The organism is Bradyrhizobium sp. USDA 326 (assembly GCF_049739485.1).
In the GTDB taxonomy this organism is placed as follows: domain Bacteria; phylum Pseudomonadota; class Alphaproteobacteria; order Rhizobiales; family Xanthobacteraceae; genus Bradyrhizobium.
On record NZ_JBMGQA010000001.1, the window covers coordinates 6824365 to 6851049 of the forward strand.

Sequence of the window (26685 nt, forward strand, 5' to 3'; positions counted from 1 at the left end):
TTCGGAAGGATACCTCATGGCGGCATTGGTACGCGACAACAAGGACAGGAGCCGCTTCGAGCTCGATGTCGGCAGCGACATCGCCTTCGCCAATTACCGGCTGACGCCGTCCGCGGTCATCATCACCCATACCGAGACGCCGCGCGCGCTGCGCGGCCGCGGCATTGGCTCCGAGCTGGTCAAGGGCGCGCTGGACTTGATCCGGCGCGACGGCAGGAAGGTGATCGCCGGCTGCAGCTTCGTCGTCGACTATCTCGACAGGCATCCGGAGGATGCGGATCTGGTCGCCTGAAGGCAAAAGGGCCCGCGAGATCGCGGGCCCTTGCGGCACGGCCCGGGCGGGTCAGTGCTTGATCTCCGGCGGCAGCTTGCCGCCGTTGGCGGCGAGCTTGGACATCACCTGCTTGTGCAGCCAGACGTTCATGCTAGCCGAGTCGTTCATGTCGCCGCTGTAGCCCAGCTCCTTGGCGAGATCCTTGCGTGCAGCGAGGCTGGAATCGATGTCGAGCGCCTTCATGAGGTCGACGATCGAGGTGCGCCATTCCAGCTTCTCGCCCTTGTGTGCGGCCGCCGCCTTGTCGACGATCGCCGCTACGTCAACGGCAGCCATGGGCGCGGCGGTCGGCGCCGAAGCGCCTGGCGCCCCTGCGGGCGCGCCGGGCGAAGCTGCGCCACCGGCGGGCGCGGCGGAGGCCGGCTGGCTGCCGAAGATCGCGCTCATGATTTTCCCGAAAATGCTCATGTCTGCTCCCCGAAAAGGAATCCGTTGGAAGGGCCTTGAGTGGCACTTATAGACGAAGTTACCGCGCTGCGCCCGCGAAGTTCCGCAAGCTACCAGCAGCATCAGCTTATCTGCGGCGAAATGACGACAGAATGACGTCGTTGTGGTTGCGCCGCGCCATCGAATTTCACCCAAGCGTGAGGGACAGGACTCGGACTTGGGAGTATGGTTGGCGTTCAGCTCGCGATGCCAGCCGGAATTCGCGTGTGGTCGGGATCGCGAGATTTCAGAGAATGGCGGCCGCTTGCGCCGTTTGCCGGCGCTGGGTTCGGCCGCCTGGCAAGGGAGCTAGCGACCATGGCCACACTCTACCAGGGCAATGTTCCTACGATGGCCCAGCCCGAGGATGCGGCTGGACCGGTGATCCGAACCATCCGACTGTCCGATCTGCAGGACGCGCTCAGGCGCGGCTGGGAAGACTTCAAAGCCGTTCCGAGCCACGCCATCATCCTGTGCGTGATCTATCCTGTGCTCGGCCTCGTGCTCGCCCGCGTGGTGATGGGGTATTCGGTGCTGCCGCTGCTGTTTCCGCTGGCTGCCGGATTCGCATTGATCGGGCCCTTCGCCGCGCTGGGACTCTACGAGCTCTCCAGCCGGCGCGAGCGTTATGAACCGGCGAGCGCCTGGGATGCCATGGAAGTGCTGCGCTCGCCTTCGTTCGGTGCGATGCTCGGCCTCGGGACGTTGCTGCTCGCCCTGTTCGTCACTTGGGTTGCGACCGCGCAGGCGATCTATGTCGCAGCCTTCGGCTACCAGGGCGTGACCGGACTCTCGGACTTCATGACGCGCGTGCTGACGACGCAGCAAGGCTGGTGGCTGATTGCGGTTGGCTGCGGCACCGGCTTCCTGTTCGCGCTCGCCGCGCTCTGCATCAGCGTCGTGTCGTTCCCCTTGATGCTCGACCGTCATGCCGGCGCGCTCGAGTCGATGGTAACTTCGCTGCGTGTCGTCGCAAGAAACCCGGTACCGATGGCGGCGTGGGGCTTGATTGTGGCGGTGCTGCTCGCGCTCGGCACAATACCGGCCTTCCTCGGGCTCGCCGTGGTGATCCCGCTGCTCGGCCATGCCACGTGGCACCTCTACCGCAAAGTGATCATTTCGGAGCCCGGAGCACATCCGGTGCCGCCCCCCCCGCATCGTCCGCGTAAGCCGGCCGCCGACTTCCCGGCCAACCTCTTCCCCTGGCGGAATCGGACGGACGCCTGACGACATCGTGACATGCGATCCTGCCCCGGCTCGGGCAGGATCGCACCCTGTTGTGCGCCTTGCTTTGGCCGCGGTTCCGACCGAGATTGCGCCCACTGGTCAGATCGCTTCACGGAATTCATTTACTCGAATGACCCCGACGATTTCTCGTCTCGCTCTCGCAGCCCTGGTCCTCTCCGCGTCAATTTCAGCAGTCCAGCCAGCGCTTGCCGCTGTTGCCTGCGGCTCGGGCAATTTCGACGCCTGGCTTGCGGATGTCAAAACCGATGCCGCAGCGAAAGGCATCTCGCAGCAGGCCATCAACGCCGGGCTCGCCGGCGTGACGCTCGATCAGAGCGTGCTCAACCGCGACCGCTCGCAAAAAGTCTTCAGCCAGACGTTCGAGGAGTTTTCCGGCCGCATGGTGCCGCCACGCATGCAGCGCGGCTCCAACATGATGAAGCAATACGGCTCGGTGCTGTCGCGCATCGAGCAGGCCTATGGCGTGCCCGGCGAGATCCTGGTTGCGATCTGGGGTCTGGAGACCGATTTCGGCGTCAACACCGGCAAGTTCGCAACGATCCGCTCGCTGGCAACGCTTGCCTACGACTGCCGCCGCTCCGAGCAGTTTCGCGCCGAGTTGATGGACGCGCTGCGCATCGTCCAGCGCGGCGATCTCGCCCCAGCCGACATGAAAGGCGCCTGGGCCGGTGAGCTCGGCCAGACCCAGTTCATGCCGTCATCCTGGATGAAATATGCCGTCGATTTCGACGGCAATGGCAAGCGCGATCTCCTGCACAATGCGCCCGACGTGCTCGCCTCCACCGCCAATTACCTCGCCGGCTATGGCTGGCAACGAGGCAAGGATTGGCAGCCGGGTAGTCCCAACTTCGCTGTGCTCCAGCAATGGAACAAGAGCGAGGTCTATTCCAAGACCGTCGCCTATTTCGCCACCCAGCTGGCGCGCGCTCCTTGAGCCCTCGCATAAGCAAGTGAGAGCCGATCGCTCGGCGATCGGCCCTCTCCCTAGAGCGCGGACTTCTATTTGGCCATGGTCGCCTGCATCGCCTTGTTCAGATGCGCACCGCACACACCCATCTTGCCGTTGAGCAGCGCGTCCTGCGCAGCCGCGATCTCCTTCTGCGCGGCGAACTTGCTGTCGCCGTCGGCCATGTTCTCGATCGCGGTCTCCGTTTTCTCCAGATTGGCCCCGCTGCAGCCGCCCGCTGCGTGCTTGGCGGCCTCAGCCGGCGCGCCGGCGAACGCAACGGCAGCGATTGCGATTACCCCGAGTAACTTCGACATGACGTTACCTTCCTTCTTGTCCTTGCACAGACCAGCGACATTGCCGGATTCTGCGGCACGACTTTCCTTCGGGCGCGTCAACTTGCCGCAATAAATTCTTCGCGAGAATTGCGTGATGCTGCGCATCACGCAGAGCGGCATGCAGAAATACTGCTTTTTATAAACGCAGGCGACCCAGCCGAAGTTGTGAGTGAATATAAATTCATATCTTGTCTTCGGAACACATGCGAATCGCGCATGTGCGACTTGGGTTTAGTAGCTGGTTCGAGCCCTTGGCGGACCCGGGAAACCTAACATATCCGCTTGACGCATCCGGGTCACGCAAGTGCGATAAGTCCGTGAATTCACGGGCATTTATTGCTCTCTTTGTGACGCCCCGCCCGTTGCTGGGGCGAGAGCGCCGCTAGGTTAATCGTCCGTTAGCGGCGCTATGCAATCAACGCTTAGCTGCATCGCAACATAGGAACTTTCGCACTGCACTACGCTCATCTATATTCACTTCAACGATGAAGCCCGGGCAAGGGCTGAATCAAACTACAGGAGACTACCAATGCTGCTCTCGCTCATCCGCATGATCCAGGCCTTCCGGGACTATCAGCGCAATGTTGCCGAGCTGTCCCAGCTCAGTGATCGCGAACTGGCCGATATCGGTCTCGATCGCTCGGACATTCCGCGCGTTGCCGCCGGTCAGTATCAGGGCTGATAATTTCAGCCCCTAACCGGACGACCCGATAGCGCCCGCCTTGTGCGGGCGTTGTCGTCTCTGGTTGCAGAAAACTCGATCTCGGCGATTCCACTCTTCGCCGAAAAGCGCTACCTGTCCGCCCCATGACAGGATCCCAATCCAACATCGTTCACGTGATCGGCGCCGGTCTCGCTGGTTCCGAGGCTGCCTGGCAAGTGGCGAAATCCGGCGTCCCCGTGGTGCTGCACGAAATGCGGCCGGCTCGCATGACCGAGGCGCACCGCACCGATGGGCTCGCCGAGCTCGTCTGCTCTAACTCGTTCCGCTCAGACGACCCCGCCAACAACGCCGTCGGCCTCTTGCACGCGGAGATGCGCCGGCTCGACTCGCTGATCATGCGCGCGGCCGATGCCAACCAGGTGCCCGCCGGCGGCGCACTCGCGGTCGACCGCGACGGTTTCTCGGCGGCGGTCACCAAGGCGCTGAACGATCATCCCCTGATTGAGATCGCCCGTGGCGAGGTGGCAGGCCTGCCGCCGGCCGACTGGAGCAACGTCATCGTCGCCACCGGCCCCCTCACCTCTGCGCCGCTGGCCGACGCCATCCGCGACCTGACCGACGAGAACGCGCTCGCTTTCTTCGACGCCATCGCGCCCATCGTGCACCGCGAGTCCATCAACATGTCGGTGGCCTGGTTCCAGTCGCGCTACGACAAGGTCGGCCCCGGCGGCAACGGCGCCGACTACATCAACTGCCCGATGACCAAGGAGCAGTATGACGGCTTCGTCGCCGCGCTGATCGCCGGCGAGAAGACCGAATTCAAGGAATGGGAGACCAACACGCCCTATTTCGATGGCTGCCTACCGATCGAAGTGATGGCGGAGCGCGGTCCCGAGACGCTGCGCCACGGTCCCATGAAGCCCGTCGGCCTCACCAATCCGCACGATCCCGCCACGAAAGCTTATGCGATCGTGCAGCTCCGTCAGGACAACAAGCTCGGCACGCTCTACAACATCGTCGGCTTCCAGACGAAATTGAAGTACGGCGAGCAGCAGCGCATCTTCCGCACCATTCCCGGGCTGGAGAAGGCCGAGTTCGCCCGACTCGGCGGCCTGCATCGCAACACCTTCCTGAATTCGCCAAAGCTGCTCGACGGCCGGTTGCGGCTGCGCGCACAGCCGCGGCTGCGCTTTGCCGGCCAGATGACAGGCTGCGAGGGCTATGTGGAATCCGCCAGCGTCGGCTTGATCGCCGGCCTTTATGCAGCAGCGGACGCGCGCGGCGAGACACTTGTCGGTCCGCCGGGCACGACCGCGCTCGGTTCGCTACTCGGCCACATCACCGGCGGCCATATCGAGACCATCGAACCGGGCACACGGTCGTTCCAGCCGATGAACATCAATTTCGGCCTGTTCCCGCCGCTTGCGACGGCGCCGACCAAAAAGGCTGACGGCACGCGGCTGCGCGGCAACGAGAAGACGGTGGCCAAGAAGCAGGCGCTGAGTGCACGGGCGCTCGCTGATCTCGATCGCTGGATCGCCGATCACCTGCGCATTGCCGCCGCCGCGTGAGCTTTCGATGAGCCTCCCCAAAGACGACGCCGCAGAGCTGTCGGTGCGCTGGACCGAAGGCGTGTTGCTCAAGCGCGACGTGTTCTCGACCGTCGAGCGCGGCCGCTTCCGCACCGAGAACGGCGAGTCCGACGCGGTGCTGCGCCGGCTCGACCAGGTGCCATGGTGGTCGTTTCTGCTGGCACGCCATCTGTTCGCCCGCGAGAAGCACGCGTTGGTGCGCGCCAAAGGCCTCGAGGTCGGTCCCGAGCTGCTATGGGCCGGACGCCGCGCGCTGGTGCGCGGCTTCGTTGACGGTGTCGCGCTGCATCTGGCAAAGCCGCATGGCGATCTCGCCTACTTCCGCTCGGCCAAGGCCGCGCTTCGCCGGCTGCGCCGCGCCGGTATCTGCCACAACGATCTCGCCAAGGAACAGAACTGGCTGGTCGGCCGCGACGGTCGCGCCTATGTGACCGACTTCCAGCTTGCGGCTTGCTTTGCGCGGCGCGGCCGGCTCTATCGCATCCTCGCCTATGAAGACCTGCGGCATCTGCTGAAGCACAAACGCTCCTACGCGCCGGAGGCGCTGACGCCACGGGAGCGGAAGATCCTGGCAAAGAAGTCGTTCGCCGCGAGCCTGTGGCTCGCCACCGGCAAGAAGATCTATCGCGCCATCACCCGCGGCCTGTTCAACTTTACCGACCGCGAGGGCGGCGGCCGGCGGCTCGTCAATGACGCGCCGGTGCTGGCTGAGCTGATCCGCCGGAATCCCGCCGTACGCGACGCCGCCATCGTCGCCTTTGCCGACCGCCGCTCCGGCGTCGGGCTCTATGCCTTCGTCGAAGCCGACCAGACAGCGCTCGAAGGCGAGCTCCGCAGCGAGCTCGCAGCGGCAAAGGGACCGAAGCCGCCCGAGCACATCCAGATCGTGCACGCCTTGCCGCGCAACACCAGTGGCAAGCCGCGCACCGAGGTCCTGCAGCTGGTCGCAATGAACCAGCTCGACCTGATCGAGCCCATGATGAAGAACGAGCAGGACCGTGCCTTTCTCAAGGACATCCTGGAGCAGCGCAAGAACCTGCGCGACCGCTTCAATTTCGAGGCGAACCTACCGGCGAGTTGACATTGCGGCGTGCCTTGAAGCGTCCACATTGGCGATAGAGAAACTGTCGACTAACGCGGGGCCGGCAAGGATTATGGGCGCTCGGGGGACGATGATGCAACGTGTGGCTGGCGGGATGATCGCAGGCCTTCTGCTGCTGGCGGCCACGCCCGCGGTGGCCGACTCACCGGCCGAGCTGATCTCGGGCTTCCGTCTCAAGCATGGGGAGGCACGCGTCGTCCGCGATGCCACCCTCGATCGCATCGCCATGGATCAGGCCCGCGCGATGGCGGCGAAGGACGACCTCAGTCACGACGCGCTCGGGCCCTTCAACCGCCGCGTCGCGCCGGCGGGCGCGGGCCGCGCCGCCGAGAACATCGCCTACGGTTACGACAATTTCGAGAAGACGCTGGGCCAGTGGATCGACTCCTCCGGGCATCGCAAGAACCTCCTGCTGCACAACGCCTCCCGCGTCGGCATTGCCAGCGCCAGGAATGCCAGCGGCAAGCGAACCTATTGGGCCATGGTCATCGCCGGCGATTACGAGCCGAAGAGCAAGGGTAAGGGCAAGAAGGACAAGGAGCCGCTGGTTGCCGTGAAGCGCGAGGCTGCTCCGGCAAGCAAGCCCAAATCCAGCAACTGCCACATCAAGCTACTCAGCCTCTGCATCTGAGACGAGCTCCGCGCTCTCGTGCCATCTTGATAGCCGACATTCCGGCAGGCCTGCCCAGCAGTCCGCCGGAAGGCGTGCAGAGCCTGTCGGCGCAACTTGCAATAGGGCTGGTCGAACGCGTTCCGAAGTGAAATAATCCAGTCGAAACTGCCGCATATTTTGGCCCGATGCTGCAACGCATCCGGCGATATGGATTTGGTTTCCGATGCCCGCGCTCTCCCCGGACGTGGTGGCAGATCTGAAGCAGGAGAACGCTCGGCTCTTGGCCGAGTTGCGCGCCGCGCACGATCGGGAGAACGCGACTGCCGACGTCCTGAAAGTGATCGCGACCTCGTCCTCCGACGTGCAGCCGGTGTTCGACGCAATCGCTACCAGCGCCAACCGGTTGATCGGGGGCTTTTCCACCACAGTATTCCGTTTCGTCGGCGGAATTGCGCACCTTGCCGCGTTCACCCGCACCAATGCTGTCGCAGATGCGCATCTCACGCAGATGTTTCCGCGGCCCATTGCGGACTTTCCAAGCTTTCAACTCGCCTCGTTCGGAAAGGTCGTCCCCGTCCCCGATACCGAGGCCACCTCCGAACTGCAGATCCGAGACGTCGCCCGGTTACGCGGCTTCCGCGCGATGCTGTTCGCACCGATCATGAAGGGCGGAACTGCAATCGGCATGATCAGCGTCACGCGTCCCCAGCCGGGCAACTTTGCCGAGCACGACAAGCAGCTGCTGCGGACCTTTGCGGAGCAGGCCGTCATCGCCATAGATAATGCGAAGCTGTTCGGCGATGTACAGCAGCGTACAAACGACTTGACTGAATCGCTTCAGCAGCAAACCGCGGTCGGAGACGTTCTCAAAACGATCAGCCGCTCGACCTTCGATCTGCAGCCGGTGCTCGATACGCTCGTTCAGACCGCAGCGCGCCTGTGCAACGCCGAGATGGCTTTCATCATGCGGCGCGAAGGCGATCTCTACCGCGCCGGAGCAGCGGTCGGTTACACCGCAGAGTACATCGAGTTCATCAAGAACCACCCCATCGCCCCGGGACGCGGCACGATCACGGGGCGGGCGGTGACGGAAAAGCGTCCGGTCCAGATCTTCGATGTCGCCTCCGACCCAGAATACACGCTGCAGGAGGCGACGACCCTCGGCGGCCAGCATACAGCGCTTTGTGTACCGCTGCTGCGTCAGAACGAACCAATCGGGACGATTGTGCTCGCGCGCCAACGCACGGAGCCCTTCACCGAGAAGCAAGTCGAGCTCGTCACCACCTTCGCCGACCAGGCCGTCATCGCGATCGAAAATGTGCGCCTGTTTGATGAGCTTCGGCAACGGACCAATGACCTGAGCGAGTCATTGCAGCAGCAGACGGCGACTGCAGACGTGCTGAAAGTCATCAGCCGTTCCGCCTTCGACCTTCAGAAGGTGCTTGATACGCTGACGGAATCCGCAGCGCGCCTATGCAATGCGGATATGGCCGCCATTGCGCGCAAGGACGAGCGCGGTTTCTATCATGCCACCGGCTATAATTTTCGCGTGGATTGGGTCAAGGTCGCCGACGTCCACCGGCTTCAGGCCGGCAGAGGCAGCTTGATCGGGCGGGTTCTGCTCGAACAGCGGTCCGTTCAAATCCTCGATGTGCTGGCTGATCCCGAATATGCCTACCCGGACATGCAGAAGGCCGCAGGCTATCGCACGCTGCTCGGCGTGCCGATGATGCGCGAAGGCGAGCCGATCGGAGTGTTATTTCTGGGCCGCACAACCGTTCAATCCTTTTCCGAGAAACAGGTCGAGCTGGTTTCGACGTTTGCCGATCAGGCGGTCATTGCCATCGAGAACGTGCGTCTCTTCGAGGAAGTGCAAGCCACGAGCCGTGACCTGCAGGACGCACTGACATACCAAACCGGCAGCGCCAGTATTTTGAAAGTCATAGCGTCGTCGCCGACCGAGATCGATCCGGTCTTGAATGCGATTGTCGAAAGCGCCTGTGAGCTCTGCGAAAGCTCAGATGCGGTACTTCGCCTGAGAAGGGACAATCATCTTCAGCTGGTTGCACATCACGGCCCGATAGTGCCCTCCCGCGCAACGTGGCCCATCAATCGCAAATGGACAGCCGGCCGCTCAATTCTCGACCGGTCTCCAGTCCAAGTGGGGGACATCACCTCGCCGGAAGGCGATGAATTTCCCGATGGAAGAGAACTCAGGCGCGATGACGGCGTGCGGACCATCCTCAGTGTACCGCTCTTGCGCGAAGGGGAAGGAATTGGCGCCATCACCCTTCGACGCACCGAGGTCAATCCGTTCAACGCCAAGCAGATTGCTCTACTTCAGACCTTCGCCGATCAGGCCGTGATCGCGATCGGCAATGTCCGGCTGTTCGAAGAGGTACGGGAGCGCACGCGCGAACTTACGGAATCCCTCGAGCAGCAGATCGCGACTGCGGAAGTCTTGGCGACGATCAGCTCGTCCGCCGGCGAGTTGGAGCCGGTCTTCGACAAGATGCTTGAGAAAGCGACCCGCGTCTGCGGGGCTCGATTTGGCACCATGAACCTCTATGAGGAAGGCGGCTTCCGCACGGTTGCACTCTACAACGCGCCGCAGGCCTATGTAGCTACCCGCCTGTACCAGAGCATTCGCCCGCATCCCGGCAGCGGTCTCGGCACCGTGGAGAAGACACATCAGCCCGTCCACATCGAGGACATCCGGAGCCAGCCGCCTTACATTGAAGGAAATCCCAACGTCCGCGCGCTCGCCAACCTTGCCGGAGCAAGAACCCTCGTCATCGTGCCCATGCTTAGGGAAGACGAGCTTATCGGGACGATCACGATTTTCCGCCAGGAGGTGAAGCCATTCACTTCGAAGCAAATCGCGTTGGTTGCCAATTTCGCGAATCAGGCCGTCATCGCGATCGAGAACGCTCGTCTGTTGAATGAACTGCGCAAACGCACAAAGGAGCTCTCGCAGTCTCTCGAAGAGCTGCGCGCGACACAGGATCGTCTGATCCAGACTGAAAAGCTCGCCTCACTTGGCCAGCTAACCGCAGGCATCGCGCATGAGATCAAGAACCCGCTCAATTTCGTCAACAACTTCTCATCGCTCTCGTCGGAATTGATCGGCGAGCTGAACGAGAAGCTGCGCGCGACCGAGCTGGACGAGGCGGTCAGGCAGGAGATCGACGAACTCACGCAGGTGCTTCAGGCCAACCTCGCAAGAATCGTGCAGCACGGCGCACGCGCCGATTCCATCGTGAAGAACATGCTGCTGCATTCGCGACAGGGTTCTGGCGAGCGCCGCGCCGCCGACATCAACGGAATCGTCGAGGAAGGCCTCAATCTGGCCTATCACGGCGCGCGCGCGGAAAGGCCGGATTTTCACATTACGCTCGAGCGAAAGCTCGATCCCTCTGCGGGGATTGTCGGCGTGTACCCGCAGGAAATCACGCGGGTCTTCCTCAATCTGATCTCAAACGGCTTCTATGCCGCCATGAAACGCAAGGAAATCGCCGGCGATGGGTTCGAGCCCGTTCTTAGCGCGACAACAAAGGGTCTCGACCGTGCCGTGGAAATCCGCATTCGCGACAATGGCACCGGAATTCCTGCCGAGGTGAGGGAGAAGATATTCAGTCCGTTCTTCACAACCAAGCCGGTCGGCGAAGGAACCGGGCTCGGCCTGTCGATATGTCACGACATTATCGTGAAACAACATGGCGGCAGCATCGATTTCGAGACCGAGCCAGGCGCCTTTACGGAGTTCATCATCACGCTGCCACGCACCGCGGCCAGCCCTATGCAGTCCGGAGACAAGGGGTGAGCGTGTACATTTTGGTGGTTGACGACGAGCCGGACGTCGAAGTGCTGTTTCGCCAGCAATTCCGACGCGATCTGCGCGCCGGCCGCTTTCTGATGGAATTTGCATCGTCGGCGCCGATGGCGCTACAGCGCGCCATGGAGTTCCGCGATGCAACACTCATTCTAATCCTTTCAGACATCAATATGCCCGGCATGAGCGGGCTCGAGATGTTGCCGATTGTACGTGCGGCCCGGCCCGAGGTCCCCGTGATCATGATTACGGCTTACGGTGATACCGAAACCAAACGCAAAGCGCTGGACAGCGGCGCGACTGATCTGTTGACCAAACCAATTGACTTTGCGGCGCTGCGCCGGGAGATCGAGGCGAGGCTCGGTCGCACCGCATGATCGTCATGCGGGCGCAGCTCTGTGCGCCTGCAGGCCCACGTCAGCTCTTGCCCGCTATTGCTCGCATGCGTCATTGTGTCTAACTCTGGGAACCCGATGGCAGAGGTTCTCACGTGATCGACATCGACCAAATACGAGCCGACACACCGGCCGCCGCCCGGCTCGCCTACCTCCATAACGCCGGCGCAGCTCTCATGCCAACGGCCGTTGCCGCGGCGATGAAACAGCATATCGACCTCGAAAGCGAAATTGGCGGCTATGCCGCTGCCGATCGCGAGTCCGATCGGCTCGATGCGGTGTATGGCTCTGTGGCGCGCCTGCTCAATGCGGCACCTGACGAGATCGCCCTGGTTGAGAACGCGACGGTTGCCTGGCAGATGGCGTTCTACGCGCTGCCGTTCCACAAAGGGGACCGTATCCTGACAGCCGAGGCGGAATACGCTGCCAATTACGTCGCCTTTCTTCAGATCGCGAAACGAACCGGCGCGACGATCGATGTCGTGCCGAGCGATGCCCGCGGCGAGCTCGACGTGCACGCGCTCGAGCGCATGGTCGATGAGCGCACAAGGCTCATCGCCATCACCTGGGTTCCCACCAATGGCGGGCTGGTCAATCCCGCCGCGGCGGTCGGCAAGATCGCGCGGGCGCACGGCATTCCCTACCTGCTGGACGCGTGCCAAGCGGTCGGGCAGATGGCGGTCGACGTCGAAGCGATCGGCTGTGACATGCTGTCCGCCACGGGTCGCAAATTCCTGCGCGGCCCGCGCGGCACCGGTTTTCTCTACGTCCGCCGCGCGCTGCTGCAACAGCTCGAGCCGCCGATGATCGACCATTTCGCAGCGCCCTGGGTCGCACGCGATGAATATCGGCTCCGCGACGATGCGCGCCGTTTCGAGACCTGGGAGAACAATTATGCGGCCCGGCTGGGGCTCGGCGCTGCCGTCGATTATGCGCTCGACATCGGCATGGACCTGATCGAGCAGCGCTGTCGCCTGCTCGCGGGCCGCCTTCGTGATGGTCTCGGCTCCATCCGCGGCATCACCATTCGCGACCTCGGACGCGCGCCGGGCGCCATCGTCAGCTTCACGATGGACGGGTATGAGGCGGACGCCATTGTGAGGAGCGCCGCGGCCGCCGGCATCACGATCGGCGCGTCAGATCCGTCGAGCACTCGCATCGATGCCGAACTCCGCTCGCTGCCGCCGCTCGTGCGGGCCTCCCCGCATTACTACAACACCGAAGCCGAGATCGATCGGCTGATCGGTCACCTCGCGGCTCTGGCGTCGCGATAGCGGCATCGCCGCGCACCGCTCAGGTGCAGCGCGCGCTCAGTCCGGATGCGCTGAGCCTTGCTATCACCTCGTCGAGATGCGCGCTGTCACGGGTCTCGATGACCAGCTGCAGCAGCGTCGCCTTGGCCGGAAGGTCGGAGAAGGTCCGCTGGTGCGAGACCTCGATGATGTTGGCGCCGGCTTCGGCCAGAAGCGCGGCCACGGCGGCCAGCTGCCCGGGCCGATCGGGAATATCGAGGGACAGTTGCGTCAGCCGCCCCTCGCGGGCCAGCTCGCGGGTGAGGACGGAGGCGATCAGCCGCGTGTCGATATTGCCTCCGCTCAGTACGAGGCCAACCTTCTGGCCGGCGAAGCGGGACGGATCGGACATCAGGGCGGCGAGGCCGGCGGCGCCGGCGCCCTCGACCACCGTCTTCTCGATCGAGATCAGGGTTGCGACCGCACGCTCGAGCTCGGCTTCATTGACCAAGGCGATGTCATCAACGAGACGACGGACGATTTCCGTGGTGATCTTGCCCGGCGATTTCACCGCGATGCCTTCGGCCAGCGTGTCGCCCCGCGCCGGCAGGTTGCCGTCATGGATCGCATTGTACATCGACGGGTAGAGCCAGGCCTCGACGCCCAATATCCGCAGCGACGGCTTGATCGATTTCGCGGCGATGGCGATACCGCTGATCAACCCGCCGCCACCTATCGGAACGACCAGCGTGTCGAGATCCGGTACCGCCTTGAGCATTTCCAGCCCGATCGTGCCCTGCCCCGCGATGACAAGCGGATCGTCATAGGGGTGGACGAAGATCATGCCGCGCGCCTCACCATGGCTGCGCGCAAAGGCGGCCGCCTCCTCCAGCGTCGCGCCCGTGACCACCACCGCGGCGCCGTGATGCCTTGTGTTCTCGATCTTCACCATGGGCGTGCCGATCGGCATGACGATGGTGGCGGGAATGCCGAGCCGCTTGGCGTGGTAGGCAACGCCTTGGGCGTGGTTGCCCGCGGACATTGCAATCACGCCCCGCGCACGCTCTTCCGGCGTCAGCGCAGTGAGCCGGTTGAGCGCGCCGCGCTCCTTGAACGAGGAGGTGAACTGGAGGTTCTCGAATTTCAGCCAGATGTCGCAGCCGCAGATACTGCTCAGTGTCCGGCTATGGCTGCAGGGCGTCTCGACCACGGCGCCACGGATGGTCTCGGCGGCGGCAAGAATGTCGCTGGGTGCGACCGGAAAGCCGCTGAGATCGGACGCGCTTCGGGACAAGTCAGCCATAGGACAACATAGAGCATTTGCCCGGCTCAGGGACAAGCCAGGGGCTATTTGGTAAATTCACGCGATCGCGAGGCGCGCCACAGCGTCCAGAGCGTGCGCAGCCGCGACGACGGCTGCAGCGTAAACGGGTTGCGTTCCGGACGCGACAGGCGCTTGAGATCGGCCTGCGCCTGGCTCAACGGCAGAAACGCCGGCCGCATGGACGGTGCCACCTGTGCCAGCAGCGACGAAGCCGTCGTCAGATGCTGCCGGGCTTCACCCGCAAGCTGCTCCAGCACCGCATGCAGATTGGGTGTCTCCTTGCCGGCGAAGACATCCTCGATGCTGCAATTGTGCTTCTCCATCAGCTGCTGCGGCAGGAACAATTGCCGGTGCGCGGCGTCGCGCGGCAAATTGGCGATGACCTGCACGATGCCCTGCGCCAGCCCGGCATGGCGGGCGAGATGCTCGACCGCCTCCGACGGCGGTCCCAAGACCTGCGCCGCCAGACCGAACAGCGCCGACGAGGTCGCGGCCAGATAGCCCTCCAGCGCGGCCATGGTCGGCATCGGCTCGTTGTAGAGATCGAACTGGTGCTCGTCGGCCAGCTGCGACAGCGGCTCGACCGGCAGGTTGAAATCACGGATCGCGCTGAGCAGCTCGGCTGCCACGGGATTGCCCTCGGCGCCGCCGTGGACATGGCCCGACAGCATGTCTGTCCACCATTGCAGGCGGATCTCGCCGGGCAAAGGCTGGCTCACCTGGTCACGGACGCGGACGATCTCGACGTTGAAGGCATACAGGGCCAGCAACGCACGGCGCTCGGCGACCGGCGCGAACAGGGTCGCGGCGTAACGCGGAAAGTCATGGCTTCGCACCAGATCGGCGCAGAAGGCAACGGAGTCGGGCGGCGGCGCAGGGCTGCTCATGGCACGGCGATCAGCGCAGCAGCAACGCGCCGCCGTTCGCCAATCATGATGTTGTAGGTGCGCACGGCGGGTCCGGTCTGCATTGTGTCCAGCACCACCCTCACCGCCTTAAGGGCCTGACGCAGCTCCGGCGGCGGCAGCCACAGCCCGGTTCCGGTGCCGACCAGGAGCGTGTCGATGCTGTTGGCGGCCGTGAAGATCCGATCCAGCGAATAGCGATCGATCTTCGCGGGGTCCGTCACGTCCCAGGCCCAGATCGCGTCCGGCAGGCAGAGCAGCGACCCCCGATGCGACATGCCGGCAAAGGCGAAGCCGCCCTTGCCATAGGCATCGATTGGCGCCGAGCGCGGGAAATGCGGAGCATTGGGATCGCCGGCCATGAGCTTCGTCCGAATGGGGCTTACTGCTCTCGCAAACTCCTGCGAGGGCATGAGGTTCGGATCATGCCTTGCTTTTCTTTGCCGGCGCAGCCGTATCGGGCGCATCTTCGCGATGCTCGCCGACGCCGAGGTAGATCAGGATCGGGGCCGCAATGAAGATGGAGGTATAGGTGCCGACCAGCACCACGCCGAACATCATCACTGCGGTAAAGCTGTGGATCGCGTGCCCGCCGAACAACAGCAGCGCGAGCAGCGCCAGCGTCACCGTGAAGTGAGTGATGATCGAACGCGAGAGTGTCGAGTTGATGGACTCGTTGAGAAGCTGCGGCATTGGCATCTTCTTGTAGCGCCGCAGCATTTCACGGATACGATCGTAGATGACGACGGTATCGTTGAGCGAATAGCCCAAGATCGTCAGCAGTGCTGCGATGCTGGTCAGGTCGAAATCGACCTGGCTGATCGACATGAAGCCGATGGTCAGCACGATGTCGTGCACGTTCGCGATCATGGCGCCGAGCGCGAACTGCCATTCGAAGCGGAACCAGAGATAGACCAAGATGCCGACGATCGCGAGCATCAGGCCGAGCATGCCGTAAGCCAGCAATTCGCCTGAGACGCGCGGGCCGACCACCTCGACGCGGCGATATTCGACAGAGTCGCCGAGCGCGGCGCGAACCTTCTGCACGGCCTCCTGCTGGGCGGCATCGCCGCCCGGCTGCTCCGCGACGCGGATCAAGACGTTCTCGGGTCCGCCAAACTGCTGGAGCTGGACCTCGCCGAGACGCAGAGCATCCAATGTCGTGCGCATCGCCGCGATGTCGGCGGCGCCCGACTTCGCCTTGACCTCCAGCAGCGTGCCGCCGCGGAAGTCGATGCCGAAATTCAGGCCATGGGTGAAGAACAACACGATCGCGAGGATCGACAGCGCGGCCGAGATCGGGAAGCTAATGCGGCGGAAGCGTGTGAAGTCGAAATGCGTATCGTCAGGGACGATGCGGAGCGACGGCAGCCAGCCGAACACCGAGACCACGGTGAGAATGGCAATGAGGACGCCGAGCCCGATGAGAACGGTGTGAGTCAAGATCAGGCTCCTAGATCGGCACGCTCTGCGGCCGCTTCCACCGCACCCACCAGGCGACGATCAGCCGGGTCATGGTGAAGGCGGTGAACACCGTGGTGATGATGCCGATGCCGAGCGTCACGGCAAAGCCGCGCACGGGGCCGGTGCCGATGTAGAACAGCACCGCGGCAGCAATGAAGGTGGTGATGTTGGAATCGAGGATGGTCGCAAGCGCCCGCTTGAAGCCGGCGTCGATGGCCGAGATCGCGTTGCGACCGCCGCGCAGCTCCTCGCGGATACGCTCGTAGATCAGCACGTTGGAGTCCACCGCGATACCGACGGTGAGCACGATGCCGGCGATGCCGGGCAACGTCAGCGTCGCATTGAGCAGCGACAGCAGCCCGAAGATCATCGCGACGTTGATGGCCACTGCGATGTTGGCGAACACCCCGAACAGACGGTACGTCAGCAGCATGAAGACGATGACGAGGATCGAGCCGACATAGGCCGCCAACTCGCCCTTCTCGATCGAATCCTGACCGAGGCCCGGACCGACGGTGCGTTCCTCGACCACCGTGAGCGGTGCCGGCAGCGCGCCGGCACGCAGCAGGATCGCGAGATCGTTGGCCGATTGCACCGTGAAATTGCCGGAGATCTGACCCTGACCGCCGGTGATCGGCTCGCGGATCACGGGCGCCGAGATCACCTTGTTGTCGAGCACGATCGCAAAGGGCAGTCCGACGTTCTCCGTCGTGGCCTGCGAGAACTTGCGCGCGCCCGAGGTGTTGAACTTGAAGCTGACGACCGGCTCGCCCGTACGCTGGTCGAAGCTCGCCTGGGCGTCGGTCAGGTCGCCGCCCGCGACCAGCACCTGCTTCTTGACCACGTAGGGCGTGGGCGGCGGCGATGCGCTCATCAACAGCTCGGATTCCGGCGGCAACCGCCCCTGCTGCGCCTGATCCGGCGGCACGGAGGTGTCGACCATGCGGAATTCCATCTTCGCGGTCTTGCCCAGCAGTTCCTTCAGGCGCGTCGGGTCCTGAAGACCCGGGACCTGCACCAGGATGCGGTCATTGCCCTGGCGCTGGATCACGGGCTCGACGGTGCCGAGCTCGTTGACGCGGCGTTCGACGATTTGGATCGACTGCTCGATGGTCTTGCGCATGCGGTCGAGCATGGCAGCCTGCGGGATGCTCAGGCGGATTACACCACCGCCGGCATCTGCCACCTCAAGGTCGCGCTGACCGCTGGATCCCATGAGGCCGCCCAACGGCTGGGACAGCTCCCGCAGCTTGACGAGTGCGGCCGGCGCATCGGATTCCTTGGTGACACGAACCTCGACCGCGTCGTTACGCACGGTAACGCCACCCGTGAAGCCGATCTTGGCATCGCGCAGCGTCCGGCGAACGTCGTCGCGGACCTGGTCGAGCCGCTCCTTCTTCACGTAGTTGGAATCGACCTCGAGCAGCAGGTAGGAGCCGCCCTGGAGGTCGAGGCCGAGCACGAGCCGCCGCTGCGCCCAGGCGGGCCAAGTCTTGACCTGCGCCTCGGGGAAGAAGTTGGGGACCGCGCAGAGGCACACGATCAGCGCCGTCAGGATAATCCCCAGCGCCCTCCACCGCGTGAAATACAACATCGACTGGACCTGTCAGATCAGGAGACTTGAGCGACTCGCGCGGGCGCTCACTTTGCCGCTGTGTCGTCCTTGGCGCTTTCCTTAGAGCTTTCCTTGGCCGGCTCGCCCTTGGCTCGCACGCCCGAGATCATCTGGCGCATCTGCCGCACGCGCACGCCATCGGAAATCTCGAACTCGATCTGGTCGTCGTCGACGACCTTGGTGACCTTGCCGACGAGGCCTCCCGAGGTCACGATGGTGTCGCCGCGGCGGATGTTCTTCACGAGCTCGGCGTGGTCGCGGACCTTCTTTTGCTGCGGACGCAGAATCAGGAAGTACATGATCACGAAGATCAGCGCGAACGGCAGCAGCGACATCAACATGCTGTTGGTGTCGCCGGCGCCCGCGGCCTGGGCATACGCAGGGGTAATCAGCATTCGGACGATCCTCGTGAGAACGGGGGAAAGCCGGTCAGGCCCTCAAAGGCGACCGGTTCGGTCAAATTCGCGCGGACTATAGCGGTCATTGCCCCAATTGCAACGCTGCCAGACTGCCCTTTTGGGCCACCTTGCGGCGCGCCGTCAGGCCCGATATGGCTGCGTTCTCAGGAACTTCGGACATGCCCAAAAAACCAAACAAAAGCCCGGCCGGCAAAGCCCCCCTCACCCCTGCCAGGAAGCCCGCCCACGTCGCGGCAAAACGCCCCACGGCAGCCTCCAAAGCCATCGCCACAGCCCCAGACCTCTCCCAGGAGCGCATCGTCCGCGCGCTGGAGACGATCGCGGCGCACCTCTCCGCCCAGAGCAAGCCAGCCGTCGAGCGCGAATCGTTCGAACGGGCGGATGCCTATGTCTGGCATCCGGACGGGCGCCTTGCGGCCGTGCTGCGGGTCAGCCGCGTCGAGCTGTTCCTGCTGAAGGGTGTCGACCGGATGCGCGACATCCTGATGGAGAACACCGAGCGCTTCGCCAACGGCCTGCCGGCCAATAACGCCCTGCTTTGGGGCGCACGCGGCATGGGCAAGTCGTCGCTGGTGAAGGCGGCGCATGCCAGCATCAACGCGGAACGCAAACCGGCCGACAAGCTGAAGCTGATCGAGATCCATCGCGAGGACATCGAGAGCCTGCCCGCGCTGATGGAGCAGCTGCGGGCCTCGTCCTTCCGCTTCATCGTGTTCTGCGATGACCTCTCCTTCGACGGCAATGATGCCTCCTACAAATCGCTCAAGGCCGTGCTCGAAGGCGGCATCGAAGGCCGGCCCGAGAACGTCATCCTCTACGCCACCTCCAACCGCCGCCATCTGCTGGCGCGCGAGATGATTGAGAACGAGCGCTCGACCGCGATCAATCCGGGCGAAGCGGTCGAGGAGAAGGTGTCACTGTCGGATCGCTTCGGCCTCTGGCTCGGCTTTCACCGCTGCAGCCAGGACGAATATCTCGCCATGGTACGCGGCTATTGTAGCCATTTCGCCATCAAGATCGGCGACGAGGCGCTGGAGCGCGAGGCGCTGGAATGGTCCACGACACGCGGCTCGCGCTCGGGCCGCGTCGCGTGGCAGTTCGTGCAGGAGCTGGCGGGACGGCTCGGCGTGAAGCTGACGGCGAAGTAAGGCTCGCCGTCACCTCACTCACGACTGTCATCGTCCGCCTTGTGCGCAAGTGCGCACAAGGCGGACGATGACAGCGTGTTTTTGGCGAGGGTGTGCCCGACCGAAGGTGCGCCTCACGCCCCATTCAGGAATTGAAGCGGGTCAACCGGGCTTGATCCCTTGCGGATCTCGAAGTGGAGCTGCGGCGACGCCACCTCCCCGGATTGACCCGACTTGGCAATGACCTGACCGCGCTTGATGGTATCGCCGCGCTTCACCAACAGCTCACTCGCATGGGCATATGCGGTGACGTAGCCGTTGGAGTGCCGAATCAGGACCAGATTGCCGTACCCTTTCAGCTCGTTGCCGGAATAGGCGACGACGCCGTCTTCGGCCGCCTTGACCGGCGTCCCCTCGGGCACTGCGAGATTGATTCCATCATTGGCCTTGCCATTGGTCTTGGCGCCGTAGCTCGTGACCACCTTGCCGCGGACCGGCCAGCGGAAGGTCGGCAGCGCACCGGTGGCCTCCGCGGCCTTCGCCGGGGTCTCGGCGGGCTTCTCTTCGACATTGGCCGTCGCCTGAGCGAGGCGCGCACTCTGCACCGGCGCGGCAGCAGCGGCCATCTTGGTGGCGGGCGCCGGAGCAGCCGCTACGGGCTGGAGCGTCCCGGCCACCGGAGCAGCCCCGACCGGCGCCGCAGCAACCGGTGCCGCGACGGCCGCGGTCTTCGCGCCGGGCACGGTCAGCTTGGCGCCGAGCTTGAGTTTGGCAGACGGATCGAGGCCGTTTGCACGGGCGAGTTCAGCCGCCGAGATACGATTCTTCCGCGCAATGCTGGCGAGCGTATCGCCGCGATTGACGAAATGGGTGCTCGACGGCGCAGCCATGGCCGCAACCGGCTTGGCAGCGGGCGCCGCCGCAACGGGCGCCACCGCAGGCGCCGGCGCAGCGGCGGTCGCCGGATGCGGGATGATAAGCTGCTGCCCCGGCGAGAGCGCGCGCGGGCCCTTGTAGCCGTTGGCGGCAAGGATAGCCTGCGGCGTGACGCGATAGCGCTTGGCGAGCACGTCGAGCGTATCGCTGGTGCCGACGATGATCTTGGTCCCGCCGGCCGGCTGGGCGGCCGCGACCGAGCGCGGCGGCACGGTGGCCGTGGTCTCGAGATGCGGCTGCGCCGGAGGCGCGTAGGAGCTGACGCCGCGCCCTCCCCCGGAGACTCCCCCACCGGACGCAGCGGGGTAGGATTGCGGCGCGGACACGGCCGGCGGCGGCAAGGGCTGCGACTGATAATGACCGGGCTGCGTCTGCGGCCGCGCATATTGCGGCAGCTCACGCTGCGGCGGGGGTGCCTGCTGCACCGACCCCGTGGCTTCCGAGGCGAAGGGGTTGGAGAAATTCGTCTGGGACAGCCGCGACGACATGTCGGCGCTGCACCCTGCGAAGCTGAAGGAGATCAGCGCCAGCACCGCGACCTGCGGCACGCGGCGCGAGTAAAGCAACTCGGCGACAGCGAACATGGTTACTCACTCGTACGCAACAGAACTGGTGTTTTAAGTAAACACGCGTCGAGTAAATAACGCCTTAACCCTCCCAATAAGGTGTTGGCGGCGCAGCCGATCCGGGATTCTACAGCTCCCGCGCTACGCCGGGCAGTGCCGGCACGAAGCGGACCTCGACGAGTTCCCTGCGGTCGATCCCGGTTTCGCTGCGGGTCAAGCGGGTCAGCGTCTGTACGCCCTGATGCGGGCCGACGGGAGCGATCAGGATGCCTCCGACCTCCAGCCGCTCGACCAGGTTCGCCGGAATCTGCTCCATCGCGGCGGTGACGATGATGCGGTCGAACGGACCGATATTGGGAGGCAGATTGAGACCGTCGCCGAGCATCACCTCGACATTGTGACAATCGAGCTTTTCGAGCCGGGCGCGTGCCGTGTCGGCGAGCTTGCGATAGCGCTCGACTGTCAGCACCTGGCCAGAAAGGCGCGACAATACGGCCGCCTGATAGCCAGAGCCGGTGCCGATTTCGAGGACCCGGTGCTGCTTCTGGAGCTGGAGCTGCTCGGTCATGTAGGCGACCACAAAGGGCTGGCTGATGGTCTGCCCGCAGGCGATCGGCAGTGCGCTGTCGAGATAGGCGCCGTCGCGATCGGACTCGTCGACGAAAAGCTCGCGCGGCACCGCCTCCATGGTCCTAAGCACGGCCTGATCGCTAATGCCCCGACGCCTCAGCGTCAGCTGAAACATCATCTTTTCCGGCGGGTGCTGATCGGACGTCATAGCTGCTGTTGCTCATCTCGTCTGGTGGATCGCGTACTGCACCGCAAGAACCCGAGACGAGAATCTTGTTCCGGCTCAGGAACTCATGGTAGCCTTTCGGCGCAGCATTGGACCACAATCGGGCTTTCAATCGCTAAGCCATTTGCGGGTTTGCGCTCGCCGAAACGCGCATTGCGTCCCCTATCGTTATCTGCGAACGTTTACGAGAATGGGCAAGGACTCACCTATGACTGCGACAGGGCTTTCGGGCCGCTCTGTTTTCCTCGTCGAGGACGAGGTCATGATCAGAATGATGGTCGCGGATATGCTGGAGGAGCTCGGCTACAAGGTTGCCGCCGAAGCGGGCGACATCACCGAGGCCATGCGGCTTGCGCAATCAACCGAGTTCGACCTGGCCATTCTGGACGTCAACGTCAATGGCAAGGTCATCTCGCCGGTGGCCGATGTCATCATGGCGAAGGGCTGCCCGTTCATCTTCGCCACCGGTTACGGCTCTTCCGGCCTGCCCGAACAATACCGCGACCGGCCGGCACTCCAGAAGCCGTTTCAGCTCGATGCACTCGGCAAGACCATCGAAGCCGCGCTTCGCGGCGGCTAGCCCTATTTCAGCGTCCGGCTCAGCTCTTCCGAAAACGCTTCATTGGTGCGATCGAGCCTGAGCGGCGTGACGGAAACGTAGCGCTCGCGCAGCGCCGCGAGATCGGTACCGGCCGCGGGCGTATCCATCATCGCGGTGCGCTCGAAGCCGATCCAGAAATAGGGATTGCCGCGGCCATCGCTGCGCTCGTCGATCTTGAGGAAGCCGAGATTGCGCTTGCCTTGGCGCGTCACGCGGACGCCCAGCACATCCTCCGGCGCACAGGACGGAAAGTTGACGTTGATGACGGTGTCTTTGGGAACGCCGGCAGCGATCACCTTGCGCAGGATGTCGGGCCCGAATTTGCGCGCGGTGTCCCACGGCGGCCGTTCGCGGGTCTCGACGCTGAACTCCTGCGACAGCGCGAATGACGGCAACCCTAAGATGGTGCCCTCCAACGCGCCGGCGATGGTGCCGGAATAGACCACGTCCTCGGCGACATTGCGGCCCTTGTTGACGCCGGACAGCACGACATCAGGCAGCTTCGCCCCCAGGATATGACGGGCCCCCATGATGACGCAGTCCGTCGGCGTGCCGCGCACCGCAAAGTGCCGCGGGCCGACCTCGCGCAGGCGCAAGGGATCGTTCAACGACAGCGAATGCGACACGCCGGACTGGTCGAGTTCGGGCGCCACCACCCAGACGTCGTCCGACAAGGCGCGCGCGATCTCCTCCACGACCTTGAGGCCGGGAGCGTGGATGCCGTCGTCATTGGTGCAGAGAATGCGCATGCGCGAGTTCGATTCCGAAAAGCCGTTTGACCTGTCATATCCGGCCGCGGCCCATCAGGCAAACCGGCTGATCAGGGCCCCGGCACCAGGTTCCCGGCCTGGTCCCGCTAGCGGCGAATGCGCCATTGCGGCAGGAAGCGCGCGAGCCGGCCCTCCGCACGCAATTGCATCGCCGGTACAACGGGATTCACGACGGGAGCCTCGGTCACCCCGAGCTCCTTCAGATGCGCGACGAACGGGTCAGGTGTCGGCGCCTGCGGAAACCGTTCGCGTGCTACCGTCAGCGCCTTGTCGAAATCCGCAGCATTGACTCCGGGCTTGGCGCGTCGGCTCTGCACGAGATCCTCGTCCCAGAGCCGCGCGATCGCGATGTCCAGGACGCCGCGGAGGCGCTGATCGACGGCCTGAATGCCGGAACCTGTCACCGCCCATTGTCTGCCGATCCAGAAGATGTCGCGGTGCAAGGGCATGAACGGTGGGGTCGCGTTGAGGGGCCGGCAGGATAGCCGGCCGCCCGATCTTCGCAACGCGATTCTCGTCATGCCGCGTTTTCGGACGCGAACCGGTGCCCACTTCGCGGGAAAACGCTTTAGTCGCGCGCGATCACCTTCAGCCCGCCCATATAGGGCTGGAGCACGCTGGGGACCGCGATCGAGCCGTCTTCCTGCTGGTAAGTCTCCATCACCGCGATCAGCGCGCGGCCGACCGCGGTGCCGGAGCCGTTCAGCGTGTGCACGAAGCGCGGCTTGCCATCCGGTCCGCGCGAGCGCGCATCCATGCGGCGTGCCTGGAAGTCGCCGCAGACCGAGCAGCTCGATATCTCGCGGAACATGCCGCCGTCACCCTGCCCGGGCATCCAGACCTCGATGTCATAGGTTTTTTGCGACGAAAAACCCATATCTCCCGCGCACAGCGTCATGACACGATAATGCAGGTCGAGCTTCTGCAACACCTGCTCGGCGCAGGACAGCATCCGCTCCAACTCGTCCTTGCTGGCCTCGGGCGTCGTGATCGAGACCAGCTCGACCTTGGTGAACTGGTGCTGGCGGATCATGCCGCGCGTGTCGCGCCCTGCCGCGCCCGCCTCGGCACGGAAGCACGGCGTCAGCGCGGTGAGCCGCATCGGCAATTGCTTCTCGTCGAGAATGGACTCGCGCGCGAGATTGGTGAGCGACACCTCGGCGGTGGGGATCAGGCCGAGGCGCTCGGTCTTCAATCGCTCATGGTCAGGCGAGGCGAGCAGCTCGCCCTTGATCGCCCAGAACTGGTCGTCCTCGAATTTCGGCAGTTGCCCGGTGCCGAACATCACCTCGTTGCGCACCAAGAGCGGCGGATTGATCTCGGTATAGCCGTGCTCGGTCGTATGAAGATCGAGCATGAACTGGCCGATGGCGCGTTCGAGCCGCGCCAGCCCCTTCTTCAGCACGACGAAGCGCGCGCCGGAGAGTTTGGCCGCCACCTCGAAATCCATATAGCCGAGCGCGGTGCCGAGATCGTCATGCAGTTTTGGCGCGAAGCCATAGTTGCGCTTGCTGCCGAACACGTGGTGCTGGACATTGCCGTGCTCGTCGACGCCATCAGGCACTTCGTCGAACGGAATGTTCGGGATCGCCGACAGCTCGTTCGTCAGTTCCTCGTCGGCAGCCTTGGCGGCAGCTTCGAGCTGCGGCATCGTGGTCTTGAGCTCGGCGACCTCGGCCATCAGCTTGGCGGCGCGCGCCTCGTCCTTGGCCTTCTTGGCATCGCCGATCTCCTTCGAAGCCGCATTGCGCCGCGCCTGCGCCTGCTCGGAGGCGAGGATCGCCGTGCGCCGTCTCTCGTCGATCGCCAGCAGCGAGGCCGACATCGGCTTCAAACCGCGCCGTGCGAGGCCGGCGTCGAAGGCTTGCGGATTGTCGCGGATCGATTTGATGTCGTGCATGGCTGTTTTCCCGTCATGGCCGGGTTCATCCCGGCCATCCACGTGTCTGCCGCCTTAGATCAAGTCGTGGATGCCCGGGTCAAGCCCGGGCATGACGAATCATGGGCTGAGCAGTGCGATGATAAAGCGAAAGTGGCCTACTCCGCCGGATTGGCCGGCGTCGACACGTCGTTACTGGTCGTGGCCTGCGCGGCCGCCACCCTCTTCTCCACCATCGCCACCGCGATGATCGAGCCCTCATAGAGCGCCATCAAGGGAATCGCGAGCGAACACTGGCTCAGCACGTCCGGCGGCGTCAGCACGGCCGCGATGACGAAGGCAATCACGATGAAATAGCGACGCTTCTCGCGCAGCATTTTGGAGGTCACGATGCCGATGCGGCCGAGCAGCGTCAGGATCACCGGAAGCTGAAAGGCGATGCCGAAGGCGAAGATCAGCGACATCATCAGCGAGAGATATTCGCCGACCTTGGGCAGCAATTGGATCTGCGCGGTCTCGTCGCTGCCGGCCTGCTGCATGCCGAGCGAGAAGCGGACCAGCATCGGCAGCACGACGAAATAGACCAGCGCCGCGCCGAGCACGAAGAAGAACGGAAAGGAGTGGCGACCAGATACGGCAAGAAGGCCTGCTTCTCGTGCTTGTAGAGCCCGGGCGCGACGAACTTGTAGATCTGCGTCGCAACGATCGGGAACGAGATGAAGCCGGCGCCGAACAGTGCGAGCTTCAGCTGTGTGATGAAATATTCCAGCAGCGCCGTGTAGATGAATTTGGAGTTCTCGGGCCCTGCGACCCACACGAACGGCCAGACCAGCACGTTGTAGATCTGCTTGGCGAAGAAGAAGCAGAAGATGAAGGCCACGCCAAAGCCGAGCAGCGCCTTGATCAGCCGCGAGCGCAGCTCGATCAAATGGTCCATCAGCGGGGCTTTGCTGGCCTCGATATCGGCGTCCGTCATGACGCTTTGGCGTCCTTGATCGCCTCGGATGGCGCGGTGTCCTGCGCAACCGCTGGGGGTTCGACCTCACGGGTGATCGCGAGCGGCTCGTTCGCAGCCGCATGCGCCTCGGCTTCCGCGAAGGTCTCCGGCGTCGGGGCTGCCGGGGTGGTCGGAGTGGCCGGCGGTTCAACAGACGTGGCGCTCGACGTCTCTGCCGGCTTGTCCAGCGCATCGACGCGCAGCGCGTCGCTGACATCCTTCTGCAGCGAGGTCAGCGGATTGTTGCTGGCAAAGCCGGTGGCGGCTTCCTTGACCTCGTCAAAGCTCTTCTTGAGGTCGGCCATCTCGGCCTCGCGCATCGCTTCCTGAAACTGGCCCTGGAACTCCGCGGCCATCTTGCGGGCCTTGCCCATCCATTGCCCGACCATGCGCAGCACGCCCGGAAGCTCTTTCGGGCCGATGGCTATCAGGGCGACGACCCCGATCAGGACCAGTTCACTCCACCCGATATCGAACATGAGGTCTTCCGTTCACGCCAGCCGGAGCCGGCCCAATCCTCGCGCGCAGGATCGGGGCCGCTGCCCGTGTCTCGCGTGCTCTCTG

26 protein-coding genes and 1 pseudogene are annotated in these 26685 nt (G+C 64.0%); 12 read left to right on the forward strand and 15 right to left on the reverse strand.

What is annotated here, in order from left to right; translation table 11 throughout:
* Nucleotides 1-16 precede the first annotated feature (16 nt).
* A complete protein-coding gene (locus ABIG06_RS32185; RefSeq protein ID WP_370139974.1) occupies nt 17-292 on the forward strand; it encodes a GNAT family N-acetyltransferase in 276 nt (91 codons plus the stop codon).
* Nucleotides 293-343: 51 nt separating this feature from the next.
* On the opposite strand, the gene ABIG06_RS32190 is transcribed toward ABIG06_RS32185, so the two are convergent.
* On the reverse strand, nt 344-742 hold the full coding sequence (locus ABIG06_RS32190; protein WP_370139975.1) for a DUF3597 domain-containing protein: 399 nt from the start codon (nt 740-742) through the stop codon (nt 344-346).
* A gap of 336 nt (nt 743-1078) precedes the next feature.
* Here ABIG06_RS32190 and ABIG06_RS32195 point away from each other — a divergent pair, with 336 nt between their 5' ends.
* Entirely contained in the window at nt 1079-1987 is a 909-nt protein-coding gene (locus ABIG06_RS32195; protein ID WP_370139976.1) for a DUF2189 domain-containing protein, read from the forward strand.
* 130 nt (nt 1988-2117) lie between these two features.
* Nucleotides 2118-2942, forward strand: coding sequence for a lytic murein transglycosylase (locus tag ABIG06_RS32200; RefSeq protein WP_124158200.1), 825 nt, complete (start codon nt 2118-2120; stop codon nt 2940-2942).
* A 65-nt stretch (nt 2943-3007) separates the two neighbouring features.
* On the opposite strand, the gene ABIG06_RS32205 is transcribed toward ABIG06_RS32200, so the two are convergent.
* A complete protein-coding gene (locus tag ABIG06_RS32205; protein WP_124158199.1) occupies nt 3008-3271 on the reverse strand; it encodes a hypothetical protein in 264 nt (87 codons plus the stop codon).
* 550 nt (nt 3272-3821) lie between these two features.
* Here ABIG06_RS32205 and ABIG06_RS32210 point away from each other — a divergent pair.
* The 7 genes from ABIG06_RS32210 to ABIG06_RS32240 all read left to right on the forward strand — a co-directional run bounded on the left by ABIG06_RS32210 (nt 3822) and on the right by ABIG06_RS32240 (nt 12764).
* The gene (locus ABIG06_RS32210; RefSeq protein WP_007590701.1) at nt 3822-3974 is read left to right on the forward strand and encodes a DUF1127 domain-containing protein; all 153 of its coding nucleotides are present in this window, start codon (nt 3822-3824) and stop codon (nt 3972-3974) included.
* 125 nt (nt 3975-4099) lie between these two features.
* The gene (trmFO, locus tag ABIG06_RS32215; protein ID WP_370139977.1) at nt 4100-5527 is read left to right on the forward strand and encodes a methylenetetrahydrofolate--tRNA-(uracil(54)-C(5))-methyltransferase (FADH(2)-oxidizing) TrmFO; all 1428 of its coding nucleotides are present in this window, start codon (nt 4100-4102) and stop codon (nt 5525-5527) included.
* Nucleotides 5528-5534: 7 nt separating this feature from the next.
* Nucleotides 5535-6629: an AMP-binding enzyme gene (locus tag ABIG06_RS32220; protein ID WP_199751282.1), complete on the forward strand. Its 1095-nt coding sequence runs from the start codon at nt 5535-5537 to the stop codon at nt 6627-6629.
* Nucleotides 6630-6723: 94 nt separating this feature from the next.
* Nucleotides 6724-7281 (forward strand): CAP domain-containing protein, encoded by a 558-nt coding sequence (locus ABIG06_RS32225; RefSeq protein ID WP_370139978.1) that lies wholly within the window; start codon nt 6724-6726, stop codon nt 7279-7281.
* A 205-nt stretch (nt 7282-7486) separates the two neighbouring features.
* A complete protein-coding gene (locus ABIG06_RS32230) occupies nt 7487-11086 on the forward strand; it encodes a GAF domain-containing protein (RefSeq protein WP_370139979.1) in 3600 nt (1199 codons plus the stop codon).
* A complete protein-coding gene (locus tag ABIG06_RS32235) occupies nt 11083-11472 on the forward strand; it encodes a response regulator (protein WP_370139980.1) in 390 nt (129 codons plus the stop codon). The genes ABIG06_RS32230 and ABIG06_RS32235 overlap by 4 nt, the downstream gene beginning before the upstream one ends.
* Nucleotides 11473-11585: 113 nt before the next feature.
* Nucleotides 11586-12764: an aminotransferase class V-fold PLP-dependent enzyme gene (locus ABIG06_RS32240; RefSeq protein ID WP_370139981.1), complete on the forward strand. Its 1179-nt coding sequence runs from the start codon at nt 11586-11588 to the stop codon at nt 12762-12764.
* A 19-nt stretch (nt 12765-12783) separates the two neighbouring features.
* Here ABIG06_RS32240 and ABIG06_RS32245 read toward each other — a convergent pair whose 3' ends face one another.
* The 6 genes from ABIG06_RS32245 to yajC form a co-directional block, all read right to left on the reverse strand.
* Nucleotides 12784-14025: a threonine ammonia-lyase gene (locus ABIG06_RS32245; protein ID WP_370139982.1), complete on the reverse strand. Its 1242-nt coding sequence runs from the start codon at nt 14023-14025 to the stop codon at nt 12784-12786.
* A gap of 44 nt (nt 14026-14069) precedes the next feature.
* Nucleotides 14070-14933 carry a phytoene/squalene synthase family protein gene (locus ABIG06_RS32250; protein WP_370139983.1) on the reverse strand — a complete coding sequence of 288 codons (864 nt, stop codon included), beginning with the start codon at nt 14931-14933 and terminating at the stop codon, nt 14070-14072.
* Entirely contained in the window at nt 14930-15313 is a 384-nt protein-coding gene (locus ABIG06_RS32255) for an Mth938-like domain-containing protein (RefSeq protein ID WP_370139984.1), read from the reverse strand. The genes ABIG06_RS32250 and ABIG06_RS32255 overlap by 4 nt, the downstream gene beginning before the upstream one ends.
* Before the next feature lie 61 nt (nt 15314-15374).
* Nucleotides 15375-16394 (reverse strand): protein translocase subunit SecF, encoded by a 1020-nt coding sequence (secF, locus tag ABIG06_RS32260; protein WP_124158189.1) that lies wholly within the window; start codon nt 16392-16394, stop codon nt 15375-15377.
* A gap of 10 nt (nt 16395-16404) precedes the next feature.
* Nucleotides 16405-18009, reverse strand: a complete 1605-nt coding sequence (gene secD, locus ABIG06_RS32265; RefSeq protein ID WP_370139985.1) for a protein translocase subunit SecD — start codon at nt 18007-18009, stop codon at nt 16405-16407.
* A 47-nt stretch (nt 18010-18056) separates the two neighbouring features.
* The gene (gene yajC / locus ABIG06_RS32270; protein WP_124158187.1) at nt 18057-18425 is read right to left on the reverse strand and encodes a preprotein translocase subunit YajC; all 369 of its coding nucleotides are present in this window, start codon (nt 18423-18425) and stop codon (nt 18057-18059) included.
* Nucleotides 18426-18607: 182 nt separating this feature from the next.
* Here yajC and ABIG06_RS32275 point away from each other — a divergent pair, with 182 nt between their 5' ends.
* Nucleotides 18608-19597 carry an ATP-binding protein gene (locus tag ABIG06_RS32275; RefSeq protein ID WP_370139986.1) on the forward strand — a complete coding sequence of 330 codons (990 nt, stop codon included), beginning with the start codon at nt 18608-18610 and terminating at the stop codon, nt 19595-19597.
* A 113-nt stretch (nt 19598-19710) separates the two neighbouring features.
* Here ABIG06_RS32275 and ABIG06_RS32280 read toward each other — a convergent pair whose 3' ends face one another.
* Together ABIG06_RS32280 and ABIG06_RS32285 are read right to left on the reverse strand one after the other, a co-directional pair.
* A complete protein-coding gene (locus tag ABIG06_RS32280) occupies nt 19711-21096 on the reverse strand; it encodes a peptidoglycan DD-metalloendopeptidase family protein (protein WP_370139987.1) in 1386 nt (461 codons plus the stop codon).
* A 109-nt stretch (nt 21097-21205) separates the two neighbouring features.
* Entirely contained in the window at nt 21206-21856 is a 651-nt protein-coding gene (locus tag ABIG06_RS32285; RefSeq protein ID WP_124158184.1) for a protein-L-isoaspartate(D-aspartate) O-methyltransferase, read from the reverse strand.
* Between the two features lie 226 nt (nt 21857-22082).
* On the opposite strand from ABIG06_RS32285, the gene ABIG06_RS32290 reads away from it, so the two are divergent.
* Nucleotides 22083-22454, forward strand: coding sequence for a response regulator (locus tag ABIG06_RS32290; protein WP_027576223.1), 372 nt, complete (start codon nt 22083-22085; stop codon nt 22452-22454).
* A gap of 2 nt (nt 22455-22456) precedes the next feature.
* On the opposite strand, the gene surE is transcribed toward ABIG06_RS32290, so the two are convergent.
* The 5 genes and pseudogenes from surE to tatB all read right to left on the reverse strand — a co-directional run bounded on the left by surE (nt 22457) and on the right by tatB (nt 26600).
* Entirely contained in the window at nt 22457-23224 is a 768-nt protein-coding gene (gene surE / locus ABIG06_RS32295; protein ID WP_424578480.1) for a 5'/3'-nucleotidase SurE, read from the reverse strand.
* Between the two features lie 107 nt (nt 23225-23331).
* Nucleotides 23332-23694: a hypothetical protein gene (locus ABIG06_RS32300; RefSeq protein ID WP_370140964.1), complete on the reverse strand. Its 363-nt coding sequence runs from the start codon at nt 23692-23694 to the stop codon at nt 23332-23334.
* A gap of 119 nt (nt 23695-23813) precedes the next feature.
* The gene (gene serS, locus ABIG06_RS32305; RefSeq protein WP_370139989.1) at nt 23814-25145 is read right to left on the reverse strand and encodes a serine--tRNA ligase; all 1332 of its coding nucleotides are present in this window, start codon (nt 25143-25145) and stop codon (nt 23814-23816) included.
* Between the two features lie 137 nt (nt 25146-25282).
* A pseudogene (gene tatC, locus ABIG06_RS32310) lies at nt 25283-26100 on the reverse strand (twin-arginine translocase subunit TatC).
* Nucleotides 26097-26600, reverse strand: a complete 504-nt coding sequence (gene tatB / locus ABIG06_RS32315; RefSeq protein ID WP_370139991.1) for a Sec-independent protein translocase protein TatB — start codon at nt 26598-26600, stop codon at nt 26097-26099. Before tatB ends, tatC begins: the two are co-directional and overlap by 4 nt.
* Between the last annotated feature and the right edge of the window lie 85 nt (nt 26601-26685).